Annotated in this window: 14 protein-coding genes; 10 read left to right on the top strand and 4 right to left on the bottom strand. The window is 73.4% G+C overall.

What is annotated here, in order from left to right:
• The first annotated feature begins 2 nt into the window (after nt 1–2).
• Complete coding sequence (locus tag HOQ23_RS08595; protein WP_172213762.1) at nt 3–770, top strand: SDR family oxidoreductase; 768 nt, start codon at nt 3–5, stop codon at nt 768–770.
• 31 nt (nt 771–801) lie between these two features.
• The gene (locus HOQ23_RS08600; protein WP_172213764.1) at nt 802–2,205 is read left to right on the top strand and encodes an MFS transporter; all 1,404 of its coding nucleotides are present in this window, start codon (nt 802–804) and stop codon (nt 2,203–2,205) included.
• Here HOQ23_RS08600 and HOQ23_RS08605 read toward each other — a convergent pair.
• On the bottom strand, nt 2,117–2,884 hold the full coding sequence (locus HOQ23_RS08605) for a YoaK family protein (RefSeq protein WP_172213766.1): 768 nt from the start codon (nt 2,882–2,884) through the stop codon (nt 2,117–2,119). The genes HOQ23_RS08600 and HOQ23_RS08605 overlap by 89 nt on opposite strands.
• 158 nt (nt 2,885–3,042) lie before the next feature.
• Here HOQ23_RS08605 and HOQ23_RS08610 point away from each other — a divergent pair, with 158 nt between their 5' ends.
• The 7 genes from HOQ23_RS08610 to HOQ23_RS08640 are packed head-to-tail and all read left to right on the top strand — an operon-like array spanning nt 3,043 to nt 9,281.
• Nucleotides 3,043–3,759, top strand: coding sequence for a TenA family transcriptional regulator (locus HOQ23_RS08610; RefSeq protein WP_172213768.1), 717 nt, complete (start codon nt 3,043–3,045; stop codon nt 3,757–3,759).
• 43 nt (nt 3,760–3,802) lie between these two features.
• Nucleotides 3,803–4,129 carry a Rieske 2Fe-2S domain-containing protein gene (locus HOQ23_RS08615; RefSeq protein WP_172213770.1) on the top strand — a complete coding sequence of 109 codons (327 nt, stop codon included), beginning with the start codon at nt 3,803–3,805 and terminating at the stop codon, nt 4,127–4,129.
• A complete protein-coding gene (locus HOQ23_RS08620) occupies nt 4,126–5,343 on the top strand; it encodes an NAD(P)/FAD-dependent oxidoreductase (protein WP_172213772.1) in 1,218 nt (405 codons plus the stop codon). Before HOQ23_RS08615 ends, HOQ23_RS08620 begins: the two co-directional genes overlap by 4 nt.
• The gene (locus HOQ23_RS08625) at nt 5,340–6,773 is read left to right on the top strand and encodes an aldehyde dehydrogenase family protein (RefSeq protein ID WP_172213773.1); all 1,434 of its coding nucleotides are present in this window, start codon (nt 5,340–5,342) and stop codon (nt 6,771–6,773) included. Before HOQ23_RS08620 ends, HOQ23_RS08625 begins: the two co-directional genes overlap by 4 nt.
• 11 nt (nt 6,774–6,784) lie before the next feature.
• Complete coding sequence (locus HOQ23_RS08630) at nt 6,785–7,198, top strand: Rieske 2Fe-2S domain-containing protein (protein ID WP_253945281.1); 414 nt, start codon at nt 6,785–6,787, stop codon at nt 7,196–7,198.
• Nucleotides 7,199–7,201: 3 nt separating this feature from the next.
• Nucleotides 7,202–8,830 carry a gamma-glutamyltransferase family protein gene (locus HOQ23_RS08635; RefSeq protein WP_172213774.1) on the top strand — a complete coding sequence of 543 codons (1,629 nt, stop codon included), beginning with the start codon at nt 7,202–7,204 and terminating at the stop codon, nt 8,828–8,830.
• Entirely contained in the window at nt 8,820–9,281 is a 462-nt protein-coding gene (locus HOQ23_RS08640) for a RidA family protein (RefSeq protein ID WP_216653914.1), read from the top strand. The genes HOQ23_RS08635 and HOQ23_RS08640 overlap by 11 nt, the downstream gene beginning before the upstream one ends.
• Nucleotides 9,282–9,367: 86 nt before the next feature.
• On the opposite strand, the gene HOQ23_RS08645 is transcribed toward HOQ23_RS08640, so the two are convergent.
• Nucleotides 9,368–9,823: a heme-binding protein gene (locus HOQ23_RS08645; protein ID WP_172213775.1), complete on the bottom strand. Its 456-nt coding sequence runs from the start codon at nt 9,821–9,823 to the stop codon at nt 9,368–9,370.
• Nucleotides 9,824–9,924: 101 nt separating this feature from the next.
• On the bottom strand, nt 9,925–11,670 hold the full coding sequence (locus HOQ23_RS21510) for a helix-turn-helix domain-containing protein (protein WP_172213776.1): 1,746 nt from the start codon (nt 11,668–11,670) through the stop codon (nt 9,925–9,927).
• Nucleotides 11,671–11,758: 88 nt separating this feature from the next.
• Here HOQ23_RS21510 and HOQ23_RS08655 point away from each other — a divergent pair, with 88 nt between their 5' ends.
• Nucleotides 11,759–12,379: a TetR/AcrR family transcriptional regulator gene (locus HOQ23_RS08655; RefSeq protein ID WP_172213777.1), complete on the top strand. Its 621-nt coding sequence runs from the start codon at nt 11,759–11,761 to the stop codon at nt 12,377–12,379.
• A gap of 139 nt (nt 12,380–12,518) precedes the next feature.
• Here the strand turns inward: HOQ23_RS08655 and HOQ23_RS08660 are convergent, their stop codons facing one another.
• Nucleotides 12,519–13,055: a hypothetical protein gene (locus HOQ23_RS08660; protein ID WP_172213778.1), complete on the bottom strand. Its 537-nt coding sequence runs from the start codon at nt 13,053–13,055 to the stop codon at nt 12,519–12,521.
• Nucleotides 13,056–13,108 lie beyond the last annotated feature (53 nt).

Here is a 13,108-nt window from a genome sequence, read left to right on the forward strand (position 1 = left end):
CCATGGATCTCGGACTGAAGAGTGCACGGGCCCTGGTCCTCGGCTCCACCTCCGGCCTCGGCGCCGCCGTCGCAGCCGGTCTGCTGGCGGAGGGCGCCGAGGTCGTGGTGGCGGGCCGCGACCGCGCCCGCGCCGACGCGGTCGCCGTGCGTCTCGGTGCCCGCGCCGGCCTCGGTGCCGACCTGACCGACCCCGGCGCCGGAGCGAGGGCCGTCGCCGAGGCGGTCACCGCCCTCGGCGGCCTCGACGTCTGCGTGGTCAACACCGGCGGCGGTACGCCCGGCGGCCTCCTGGAGCGGGCGGACGAGCTCGACGCGGCGTACCGCTCGATGCTCGCCCCGGCGGTCGAGGTCGCCCACGCCGCCGCGCCCCACCTGGCCCGCGAGGGTCGCGGCCGCCTGGTCTTCCTGACCGCCCGGTCCGTGGTGGAGGCGACTCCGGAGCTGGCGCTCTCCTCGGTCATGCGCAGCGGCGTCGCCGCGGCGGCGCGCTCGTTGGCCCTCGAGCTGGCCCCCGACGTGCTCGTCAACGTGGTCGCCACCGGTCAGTTCGCCACCCCCGCCCTCGACCGCTTCGAGTCGGCCCGCGCCCGGTCCGAAGGTCGTACGCCGGAGGAGGTGCGGTCCGGGCACGTCGGCGCCATCCCGCTGGGCCGGCTCGGCGAGGCGGAGGAGCTGGCCGACGTCGTCACGTTCCTGTGCTCCGCGCGGGCCTCGTTCGTCACGGGGTCGGTGATCCGCGTCGATGGTGGTGCGGTCCGCGGGTTCTGAGGCGCGTGGGGCGGCGTCCTACCCTTCTGGCGTGGATCACCGGGGGGCCTCGTCGGCCGGCGCGCTCGCCAAGTACTCCCTCCTCGGCGTCACCGTGCTCGGCACGATGTCGAACAACATCATCAACGTGCCGCTGCACGCGATCGCCGCCGACTTCGACCGCTCGATCTCCGCCACCGTCCTCGCCGTGAGCGCCTTCGTGCTCGTGCTGGCGGTGGCGATGCCGCTCACCGGCTGGCTCGGGGACCGGCTGGGTCGCAAGCGGACCATTCTCGCCGCTCTCGTCCTCATGCTCGCCGCACAGCTGGCAGCGGCCGCGGCCCCGAACCTGGAGTTCCTGATCGGCACCCGTGCCGTGCAGGGCCTCGCCTGCTCGGCCATCCCACCCCTGGTGATGGGCATGCTGGTGACGCTCTTCCCGGACCGCCGGTTCCGGATGATGGCGGCCTGGGCCGCGGCCAACGGCGTCGGCCAAGCACTCGGGCCGCCGGTCGGCGGCCTGGTCAGCGAGGTCGCCGGGTGGCGGGCGATCTTCCTGGTGATGTCGGTGGTGACCGCGTTGATCCTGGTGGGCGTGTGGCGCTCCGTGGGATCGCGGCCCAGCGAGGCGCCCGCCCTGCACCTGCGCGGCGCGTTCCTGCTCACCAGTGGCACCGGACTGGTGCTGGTCGCCCTGACCGCGGTCAGCCAACCGGCGGTGCCGGTCGTGGTGGACATCGGCGCCGCGGTGCTCGGCGTGCTGCTGCTGGTCGGCTACGTGCTGGTCTCGCGCGACAACCCGCGGGCGATGATCCCACCGCGCCTGATCGTGGAGAGCCGGTTCCTGCGCAGCAGCCTCGCGGCCTTCTCACAGATGTTCGTGCTGGGCACCCTGCTGGTGGTCATCCCGCTGTACCTCACCGACACCCTCGGTCTCAGCTCCGGCGCCGCGGGCCTGCTGTTCTTCGCGCTGCCCGTGTCGATGGCGGCATTCGCGCCCGCCGTCGGACGCCTCGTCGACCACGCGCAGCCCCGGACGGTGCTGCGCAGCGGCCTGGTCGTGCTCATCGTCGGCTCGTTGGTCACCGGCCTGGTCGCCACCGACGAGGAATCGGTGGGACGGGTCGCGGCCGTGTGCGCGCTGCTCCTGCTCCTCGGGGCCGGCGTGGCCATGGTGCAGACCCCGGCCGCCGCGGGCGCCACTCGGTCGCCGGCGGGCCAGACCGGCGCCGCCCTGGGGCTGTTCAACATGCTGCGGTTCTCCGGCTCGACCGCGGGCACGGCCTGGGTGGCACTCACCTTCGGGCGCACCGACATGCTGGTCGTGCTGACCGGCTGCGCGGTCGTCGCCGCGCTCGGCCTGCTGGTCAGCTTCGTCGGCCCGAACCCGTCCGAGCCCGCGCGGGCCGCGTCGGGAGCTCCGGCTCCGGTGCCGCCGGGCGCATCGACCGGCTGAGACAGGCCACCGCCAGGACCCCGCCGACGCTCACCAGCTGCAGCGCCGGTACGGCGGCCGGCGCGAGCTCGAGGAGAGCGGTGGCGATCGCGGCCCCGGTGACCAGGCCGGCCAGGATCAGCAGGCTGTGGCCGACGGTGCGCAGGCCCTTGCCCTGGGTCAGCCGGATCACCACCGTGGTCAGCGTCCCGGTCAGGTAGGTCGTGGACAGGCCGGAGACCCCGAAGCGCTGGATGGCACTGCTCTGCAGCCCGAGTGCTGCCGCGTTGAGCGCCAGCATCGGCAGGAACACCCGCTCGCCGGGCGCGGAGCCCTCGGCCCACCACCAGGCGGCGAAGACCGCGAACAGCACCAGCTCCACGGCGAGGGCGATGGTGACCGCGCGGGGCCAGACCGTGTCGTCGTCACGGGCCTCGCCGGCGGTCCGGGCACCGACCGCGGCGCCCAGCATGAAGCTGGCGATCGCCACGCTTACCAGGCCGACGGCCTGGAGGTCGCGGTCGGCGGCACCGACTCCGAGGAGCACCATGTTGCCGGTCATGACGCTGGTGAAGGCACTGCCGAGCGCGAGGAATCCGATGGCGTCGGTGGCGCCGCTGGTGATGGCGAGGACCACGACGAGGCGGGCGCGCTGGCGCACCCCGATCGCGCGGTCGGTGGTCGAGAGGGTCGTGGTCACCGCGCCATCGTGTCGCGGCTCGCGCCGTACCGACTTCAGCCCAGGTGCACGATGAATCGCCGGAACGATGTGCATTGTGCCCGTGGAGCCGAGGTGCCCTGGATCACAGGATGGGGACAGGTCGACACACGACCTCGCGCCGATCCGAGAGAGGCATCATGACCGAGCTCCTGAACCGTGACGACTTCCGCACCGCGCTCGAGAACGCGATCAAGGGCCGGGAGGCCTCGAACGCGTCGTTCAGCCAGGCGTGGGCCGACGGCAAGCTCCAGCGCCACCACTTCGCCCGCTGGGCGGAGAACCACTACAACTACGTCGGCCCGTTCGCCGACTACCTCGGCTACATCTACGGCAGCACCCCGGACCACCTGACCGACGCCAAGGACTTCCTGCTCCAGAACATGTACGAGGAGGAGCTGGCCGACATCCGCCACACCGACCTGCTGATCCGCTTCGCGGAAGCGTGCGGGACCACCCGCGAGGCGGTCGAGGACCCGAACACGTGCAACGCGGTCACTCGCGGGCTGCAGGCCTGGTGCTACGCCACCGCCATGCGCGAGCACTACGTGGTCGCCACGGCAGCCCTGATCGTCGGGCTCGAGTCGCAGGTCCCGCAGATCTACAAGAAGCAGATCGTCCCGCTGCGGGAGGTCTACGGCTTCACCGAGGACGAGATCGAGTTCTTCGACCTCCACATCACCTCCGACGAGGTGCACGGCGAGCGCGGCTACCAGATCGTGCTCGACGGCGCGGACACCCCCGAGCTCCAGCAGCGCTGCCTGCAGTTCGTGCGCTGGGGTGCGGAGATGCGGTTCAGCTACACCCGGGCGCTCTACGACACCTACGTCGCGCCCGACCTCGAGCCCGCCGTCTGAGCCGGGCGCCGTCCCGCCCCTCGTGACCAAAGGAGGACCCGGCATGACCGACTGGCACGCCGTCACCACCCTCAGCGACCTTCGCGCCCGCAAGAAGAAGGCAGTCGAGGTCGCCGGCACCGCCGTGGCGTTGTTCTACATCAACGACGTGGTCTACGCCCTGGCCGACACCTGCATCCACGAACAGCGTCAGCTCAGCAAGGGCGCCCTGCTGTTCGGCAAGGTGATCTGCCCCGGTCACCAGTGGAAGTTCGACCCCGAGACTGGGGAGGCTGAGGGGCAGGACGGCTGCCAGCCGACGTACGCCGTGAAGGTCGACGACGACGGCATGGTGCACGTGTCGACGGCGCGTGCCCGGGCCGACGCATGAGCGCGGAGCACGGCGTCGTCATCGTCGGGGGCGGGCAGGCCGCCGCGGTCGCCACCCGGACCCTGCGCCGCCGCGGCTACGCGGCACCGATCACGATCCTCGGCGAGGAGCCGCATCGGCCCTATCAGCGTCCGCCGCTGTCGAAGGAGTTCCTCGTCAAGGGCGACGACTCCGCGCTGGACCTGCTGGCGCCGGCCTGGACCGAGGCCCAGGGGGTCACGGTCCGCACCGGCGTCCGGGCGACCCGGGTGGACAGCGCCTCCGGCGCGGTGGACCTGGCCGACGGCACCAGCGTGCGGGCCGACCACGTGCTCCTCGCGACCGGGGGCAGGCCGCGCCGGTTCCCGGGGGCCGATGGCGACCGGATCCGTTACCTGCGCACCCGCGCCGACGCCGAGACGCTGCGCGGGGACCTCGCTCCCGGCGCCCGGCTCGTCGTCGTGGGCGCCGGCTTCATCGGCGCCGAGGTCGCCAGCAGCGCTCGCGCCCTCGGAGCGGAGGTGACGGTCCTGGAGATGGCTCCCGCGCCGTTGCTCGGGCTGCTCGGCCCGCGGCTCGCGGAGACCTGCGTGCGCCGGCACACGGCCGCGGGCGTGGACCTGCGCTGCGGGGTCACCGTGGCGGGCATCCAGCAGGCAGGCGAGGAGGTCGTCGTCGAGACCTCCGCGGGCCGCTTCGTCGCCGACGTGGTCGTCATCGGCATCGGCATCGAGCCCAACGACGAGATCGCCGCGGCCTCCGGGCTCGTCGTCGGCAACGGCATCCACGTCGACGAGCACTGCCGCACCAGCCACCCGCACGTCTACGCGGCCGGCGACGTCGCCAACCAGCTGCACCCGCTCCTCGAGGGGCGGGTGCGCGTCGAGCACTTCGACAACGCCTCCAAGCAGGCGGCGACGGCGGCGAACAACATCCTGGGCCGGACGACGGTGGCGGCCGACCCGCACTGGTTCTGGTCCGACCAGTACGACGCGAACCTGCAGTACGTCGGCCACGCCAGCGGCAGCGACGACATCGTGCTGCGCGGGAGCACCGAGGCGGACTCCTGGACGGCGTTCTTCCTCCGCGACGGCGTCCTGCGTGCGGCCTTCGCGGTCGACAACCCCGAGGACATCATGGTCGCCCGCGAGCTGGTCGCCGGGCGCCGCGTCGTGGCGCCGGAGGTCCTCGCCGACCCCGACGTCGACCTATTCGAGATGGTGGAGCAGGCATGAGCATCACGGTCCAGAACTACGTTGCGGGGGAGTGGTCCACCGGTGGCGGTCGCACCTTCGAGCGCCGCAACCCCGCCGACCTCCAGGAGGTCGTGGCGACGGCACCGGAGTCGGGCGCCGACGAGGTGGCCGCCGCGGTGGCGCACGTCGCCGAGCACCGCCACGCCTGGTCAGCGCTCGCGCCCGAGGTCCGCGCCGACGTCCTGGTGCGCGCCGCGGACATGCTCCAGGCGCGCGCCGACACCCTCATCGAGGAGCTGGTGCGCGAGGAGGGCAAGACCCGGGCCGAGGCGCGCATGGAGGCGATGCGGACCCCGCAGAACCTGCGCTTCTACGCCGGAGAGGCGCTGCGGCTCTCAGGGGAGACGTACCCCTCCTCCGGGGGCGGGCTCGTCTACAGCTCGCGGCAGCCGGTGGGAGTCGTCGCGGCGATCACGCCCTGGAACTTCCCGCTCAACATCCCCTCGCGCAAGCTCGGCCCCGCCCTCGCCGCCGGCAACGGTGTCGTGTTCAAGCCCAGCGAGCTGACCCCGGTCACCGCCCAGCGCCTGGTCGAGGTCCTCCTCGAGGCCGGCGTGCCCGGGGGAGCACTCGCCCTGGTGCACGGCCATGCCGAGGCGGGCCGTGCGCTGGTCGCCGACCCGCACGTCGACGCCGTCACCTTCACCGGCTCCACCGCGGTCGGCGAGGCCATCCACCGCACCGTCCCGGTGCAGGTGCGCTGCCAGCTGGAGATGGGCGGCAAGAACGCCATGGTGGTCTGCGCCGACGCCGACCTCGAGCGCGCCGCCGACATCATCGCCAAGGGCGCCTTCGGGCTGAGCGGCCAGGCCTGCACCGGCACCTCACGGGTGATCGTCCACGAGAGCGTGCAGCTCGACCTGCTCGACCGGGTGATGGAGCGGGCCCGCGCTGCGGTGGTCGGCAACGGCCTCACCGACGGCGTCACGATGGGCCCGCTCGCCAGCGAGGCGCAGTGGGACAAGTACCACGAGTTCCTCAAGGAGGGCGACAACTCCGCCGCCCGCCGTGAGACGCCGCTGCAGGACCCGGTGCTCGACGGCGGTTACTTCGCCCGCCCGGCCATCTTCTCCGACGTCGACCCGCAGGACCGGATGGCGCAGGAGGAGATCTTCAGCCCGGTGCTCGCCTTCATCACCGTCGCCTCGTACGACGAGGCGGTGCGGGTCGCCAACGGCACGCCGTACGGCCTCTCTGCCGGCATCGCGACCCGGGACATCGCGACTGCGCTCGCCTTCAGCCGTGACGTCGACGCCGGCGTGGTCAAGGTCAACGAGGCCACCAGCGGGATGGCGATGAACGCGCCGTTCGGCGGCACCCGGCGCTCCAGCACGCAGACGCACAAGGAGCAGGCCGGCGCCACGATGATGCATTTCTACACGACCGACAAGACCGTCTACGTCAGCTGAGAGGGACGCCCATGTCCGACGCACAGACCACGCCCGCCGACAGCGGCACGCCGGCGTCCACCGAGCTGGAGTACCACCGGGTCGCCCGCTCCGGCCAGGTCCCCGAGGGCTACGTCCGGCGCTTCTACGTCGGTGAGCTGGAGTGTGCCGTCGCCCGGCTGGGCGGCAAGGCCTATGCCACCAGCAACTACTGCACCCACTTGGACTGCCTGCTGAGCAGCGGCAAGCTCGTCGACGACGGCCTCGGCTGCTCGTGCCACGGAAGCGTCTTCGACCTCGAGACCGGCGAGCCGGTCTACCCTCCTGCGACCGAGCCCATCCAGGTCTATCCGGTGCGCGAGGAGGACGGCCAGGTCTACGTCGGCGTGAGCGAGGCCGACGTCGTCGCGGGAGGCCCGCGCCGGCGCAAGCCCCGCGGGGACTGATCCATGGAGCACGGGCGCACCGCGCCGCGGCCCCGTCGAGAGGCCGGCCGCGCCTCGGTGCTGGGCGCCCGCGCGGCGGTGAGCTCGAGCAGCCCGGTGGTGTCGTTCGCCGGCGCCCGGGTGCTCGCCGACGGCGGCAACGCTGTCGACGCGACGCTCGCGATGGCGGCCGTCGCATGGATGGCGCTGCCGGGCCAGTGCGGTGTCGGAGGAGACGCGTTCGCGCTCGTCCGTGAGCCGGACGGCCGGGTGTGGGCCATCTGTGGCAGCGGCTTCGGGCCAGACGGCGGCGAGCCGGACTTCTACCGCTCGCTCGGGCACTCCGCCCTGCCGCTCAGCGGTGCGCTCGCCGTGACGGTCCCCGGTGCGCTGGCCGCCGTCCGCACCCTGCACGCCCACGGCGCCACCCGGGCGCTCGACGAGCTCTGGGCGCCGGCCATCGACCTGGCCGAGCACGGCATCGCCTGCACCGCGAAGACTCGCGCCGACATCGCCCTGCACGCCGACTCGCTGCGCGCGGACCCGGACGCCGCGGAGGTCTTCCTCCCCGGCGGGGACCTGCCGCGGGTGGGGCAGGTGCTGCGCCAGAGCGCGCTCGGCGCCTTCCTGCGTCGCACGGCCGCCGGCACGGAGGGGTTCTACGACGGTGAGTTCGCCGACCGGGCGCTCGCCGCGCTGGTCGGCGCCGGCGCACCGTTCAGCGGTGAGGAGTGGGCCGCAGGAGCAGACGCGCCCGCCGTCGCGGCGCTGTCCACGTCGTACGCCGGCCTGCGGGTGCACCAGACCCCCATGCCCTCGGCGGGGTGGATGGTCCTGCAGCAGGCCGTGATCTGCGACGGCGTGCTGGCCGGCCGCGAGCGCCTGGACGCCGAGTCGGTCCACTGGCTGGCCTCGGCCGCGCGGCGCGCGTTCCGTGACCGGTTCGAGGCCGGCGGGTCCGACTCGACCGGGTGGGCGGAGTCCTTGAGGCCGGAGCGCGTGGCCCGGGCCCGCGAGGAGATCGCCGGCGGTCTGGTGGCCGCCGGTCCCGCCCGCCTCGACGGCGACACCACCTCCACGGTGGTGGTCGACGAGGAAGGGCGGACGGTCTCGTTCATCCACTCCCTCGCCTTCACCTTCGGCGCGCACCTCAGCGTGCCCGGCACCGGGGTGCTGCTGAACAACCGCCTCGGCCGGGGCGCGTACCTGCTCGACGGTCATCCCAACGAGGTCCGGCCGCGGCGCCGACCGCTGCACACCCTCAATGCCTGGATCGCCGACGACGCGACCGGCCTGCGGCACGTCGGCAACTGCCCGGGCGGGGACGGGCAGGTGCAGTGGAACATGCAGGTGCTCAGCCACCTGGTCGACCACGGCACCGACCCGCAGGAGGCCGTCTCCCTGCCGCGGTTCACCGTCTTCCCCGGCTCCGACGCCGACGTGATCTCCGAGCCCGAGGAGCTGCGCTGCGAGGAGGGGCTGGCGGCGGATACCCTCGCCGGCCTGCGGTCCCGTGGCCACACGGTCCGGGAGATCCCGGTGCAGCACGGCGGGCCGGGAGGGTCGGCGCTGGCCATCAGCGTCGACCACGAGCACGGGGTCCTGCGCGCGGGCGCGGACCCCCGGATGGAAGGTGTGGCACTTGCGCTCTGAGGAGACCGACGTGGCCGGGGCCCCGACCCTGCTGCCGCCCCCGCCGCGGGCCCAGGGGAGCTACCGACCCGCCGTACGCCATGCGGACCTGGTGATGACGGCGGGCATGACCCCGCGGGTGGATGGTCGGCTGCGGCACGTGGGCCGGCTCGGTGCCGAGATCGACGTGGAGGAGGGCCGCGCCGCCGCGGCGATCGCCGCGGGCAACGCCCTCGCTGCCGCGGCCGCAGCCGCGGGCTCGCTCGACGAGCTGGGCAGGGTGCTGCGGATGACGGTCTACGTCAGCGCGGTCGACGGGTTCACCGAGCACACCCGGGTGGCCGACGGTGCCTCCGAGCGCCTCGCAGCCCTGGTCGGTGATCGCGGCGCCGCCGTACGCAGCGCCGTCGGCGTGGCTTCCCTGCCCGGCGGGGCCTGCGTGGAGGTCGAGCTCACCTGCTCCCTGAGGTGAGGACGGACGTCGGACGGCCCCGGTGAGCGAGGTGCTCACCGGGGCCGTGGGCCGGACGGGGTCAGGTCGGGCCGGGCCGACTCGGCTCAGCTTGCGGGCGGATTGTCGGCGATGTGCTTGGCGAAGGCCTCCAGGGCCGCCGCGCCGACCGCCTTGTCCTGCTCGCCGTTGCCGCCCGAGACACCGATGGCGCCGACGATCTGGCCGTCGTGCTCGAGCGGGAAGCCGCCGACGAAGATGGCGAACTTGCCCGGGAGCATGTGGCTGATCCCGAAGGCCTCGTTGCCCGGCAGGGCAGGGCCGTTCGGCGGCTCGTTGAACTTGTGCGTCGCACGCTCGTGCCCGGCCGCGGTGAAGGCCTTGGCGATCGAGATGTCGACCCCGGTCAGGCGCGCGCCCGGGATGCGGTGCAGCGCGATGACCTGGCCCGACTCGTCGACGACACACAGTGTCTGCTTCACGCCGATCTCGTCGGCCTTGGCGCGTGCCGCGGCCAGTACGGGAAGGGCGTCGTCCAGGGTGATCCGATAGATCCGGTGCATGTCCCTGAGCATCCAGCCCGGCGGTGGTGCGGCGCCATGGACACCTTGTCCGTGTCGGCGCTTGGATGACTGTGCGGTGTGCACAGGAGCGGTGGCTGCGCTCAGTGCGGTGGGGCGAGCTCGTCGTCGAGCTGGGCGGTGACCTCGCGCAGCGCGAGGAGGTGGTGGGCGAGCCAGACCATGAACTGGGCCTCGGAGGTGCGGATGTCCATGTGCAACGCACGGGAGGTGCGCTCCAGCTTGTAGAGCATCGTGTTGCGGTGCAGGTGGAGCCGACGGGCGGTCGCGTTGAGGTTCCCCGACTCCGCGATGTAGGCGAGCGCGACGGCCTCCAGGTTCCCGGTCTGCCCGTCGCTGTCCTGGAGCGGGGCCAGGATCTCGCGCGCGAACTCGATGCCGGCCCGGCTCGCGGCCGCGTCCTGGAGCGCCGCGAAGACGCGCAGGTCCTGGTAGGTCGTGACCGCGCTGGTGCCGACACGTCGGGCGAGGGCCTCGGCGGTCCGCGCCTCGCGATAGCTCTGGGCGACCCCGGAGGCGCCCTCGGCGGCCCGCCCGAACGTCACCCGGACGCCGTCGCCGAGGCGTCGGGAGGCCAGCTTGAGGACCTGGTCGGCGAAGGATCGCAGCGCCACGGTCTCCTGCTCGGGGTCGTCGCGTCGCGCGGCCGGCACCTGCTTGACCACCACGATCATGGACCCGATGAGCGCGCTCAGGGCGAGGGAGCCCGGGGTCGTGCCGTCACGGCGTGCCGCGCGCGCGACGTCGACGGCCCGCTGGCGGCCCATGGCGTCGTCGGGTCGGACGTCGGGGGAGGAGACGATCAGGACCGCGAAACGCCCGTCCAGGGGGAACCGGTAGTGCTCGGCCCGGGCGGCGAGCTCGAACTGGTCGGTGAAGCGGTTGTGCAGCAGCGCGTGCACGAAGTCGTTGCGCGCCCGCTCCTCGGCCTCGCGCACCGACTGCTGGCGCAGCAGCTCGCTGCCGGCGAGGCTCACGCCCTGCTCGGCCATGACGCGGTGCTGGGCCAGCTCGTGCCCGGCGACGGGCTGGTCGGGCTCGACGACGACTAGCAGCCCGTAGCGGGTCGCGGCCACGAGGACGCGGGCGACGACCAGGTGTCTCGTGACGCCGTCGAGCTCGATCGTGACGACCTCCGCGGCGGTCGGCCCGTCCTCGAGGAAGCCGCGGTCGGTCAGCTGCTCGACGATCGCGGTGACCTGGGAGGACGTGGCCTCGCCGGCCCGGTCGGTGCCGGTCTGGGCAAGCAGGTCGCCGCTGCGGTTCAGGACGAGGACCTCGGCGCCCGAGATCCGCGCCATCGCCTCGGTGAGGGCGGCCAGCCCTGCCCCGCGGGCGAAGACATCGCCGAGGGCGCGGTGCACCCGCGAGCCGTACTCGAGCACGTGGGTTGCCTGCGCGAGGACCTTGGTGGCGATCAGCTGACTGGTCTCGCGGAACGTCGCGTGGTGGGGGAGGAGGAGCACCGGGATGCCGAGGTCGTCGGCCAGGTCGAGCGCGGCCCGGGCCAGGGGGAGGTTGCGGTGCCCGTCGACGGAGGCGGGTGCATCTGCCCAGACCAGGACGGCCGCGGCGTCATGGGCGTGCAGCCGGGCCAGCAGGTCTGTTGCGTGCGCCTCGAAGTGGGTGCGGGGGTAGAAGACGGCGGCCCCGCGGATGTCGTGGGCCTCGACGGCGCAGGCGGTGCCCGGGCCGCCGGGCAGGCACCAGCCGACCAGGCGGCCGGTGGCGTCCGCGCCTGCGACGAGCGTGCCGCGCAGCAGGTCCTCGGCGAGCAGTGCTTCCAGGCTGATCGCGGCACTGGTCGGGGGAGCTGGGAGTGATGTCACGTGCGCCTCCTCGGCGGGACCCCGGGATCGCTGGTGACGTACGCTAGCCAGTCCTTACACCGCTGTAAAGGGTCCGACGAGGGATGCGATGACCAGGAAGATCTCGGGGAGCACACCGGACTCGGTCGGCACGCCGTCGCCGGCCCCACGGCGGGCGGACGCGCGGCGTACCCATGAGCGGATCGTGGGTACGGCGAGCACGATGGTGCTCGAGGGCCGCCCGCTCTCCATGAGCTCGCTGGCGCGGGAGGCCGGGGTCAGCAGGCCGACGCTCTACCAGCACTTCCCCTCGACAGAGGACGTGCTCGAGGCGGCGGTACGGCGGGCGGTCGACCTCGGCCAGGACGCCGTCGAGGGCGTGGGCGAGGCGACTGTGTCGCCGACCGGGGCGCTCGCCCGGCTCCTCGAGTACCGGTGGAGCAGCCTGGCGGCCTACGACGAGCTGTACCGGGTGGCGGCGGAGGTGCTGCCACCGGCGCGGATGCTGCGCCTGCACCACCGGGCCCAGGAGTCGTTGGGGACGCTCATCGACGAGGGCAGGGCGGTCGGCGAGTTCCGCGCCGACCTGCCGACCTCGTGGTGGGTGACGGTCGTCTACGGGCTCCTGCACCAGGCCGCGCACGAGGTGCTCGCCGGGCGGCTGACCAAGGAGGACGCGGGCAGCTTCCTCTCCGCGACGATTCTCAGCACGCTCGCCGTCCGCTCCTGACGCGACGGTGCCGCGCGGTGCGGCTCGGCGAGGGCCGCGCGCCCGGGTGGGCACCGACGCGCACGAAGCCCCCTCGCCGAGCGTGTCGGCGAGGGGGCTTCCTGTGACGCTGCGGGGCGCAGCGGCGCCGGACGGGACCTCAGGTCGCCGGGCCGGGGCTGCGGTGGCTACCGCCGGTCGCCTCGGGGCCGTCGGGACCCTGCGTCCCGTCGCCGGGACCGTTCGTGTGCTCGTCGGGGGCTGCGGTCGGGGTCGCGGGAGCAGCGTGGGTGGCGGTGGTGCCGTTCTCGCTGTGCCGCGGGTCGGGGACCTCGGGCCGGTAGTCCTTCGAGCGGTGGTCGACCGCCGGGTCCATCCGGTCGGCCTCCCGGACCACGTCCTCCTGCTGTGCGGAGGTGGCGGCGGCCGCCTGTCGGGTCTGGGCGGCCTCGGCCTCGGCGCGCTCGGCCTCGGCGCGTCGCAGGTCGGCCTCGGCCTGCGCCTTGCGTGCCTCCAGCTCGGACTGCTGCACGGCGGGCTGGTGCTGCGCGGCCTCGCGGCGCAGCTGCTCGGCCTGTGCGTGTGCCTGCACGCGGTCGCGTTCCCTCTTGCGCTTGAGCAGCAGGTAGGCGAGCGCGGCGAGGAGCGCGATCACGACCACCGCGATGACGATCCACACGACGTTGTCGTTGTCCATGCCGGTTGACCTCTCGTTGGGAGGGTCCTCCGGTACCCGACCTCGGCGATGCG

The sequence above is a fragment of the Nocardioides sp. zg-DK7169 genome (assembly GCF_013155365.1).
In the GTDB taxonomy this organism is placed as follows: Bacteria; Actinomycetota; Actinomycetes; order Propionibacteriales; family Nocardioidaceae; genus Nocardioides.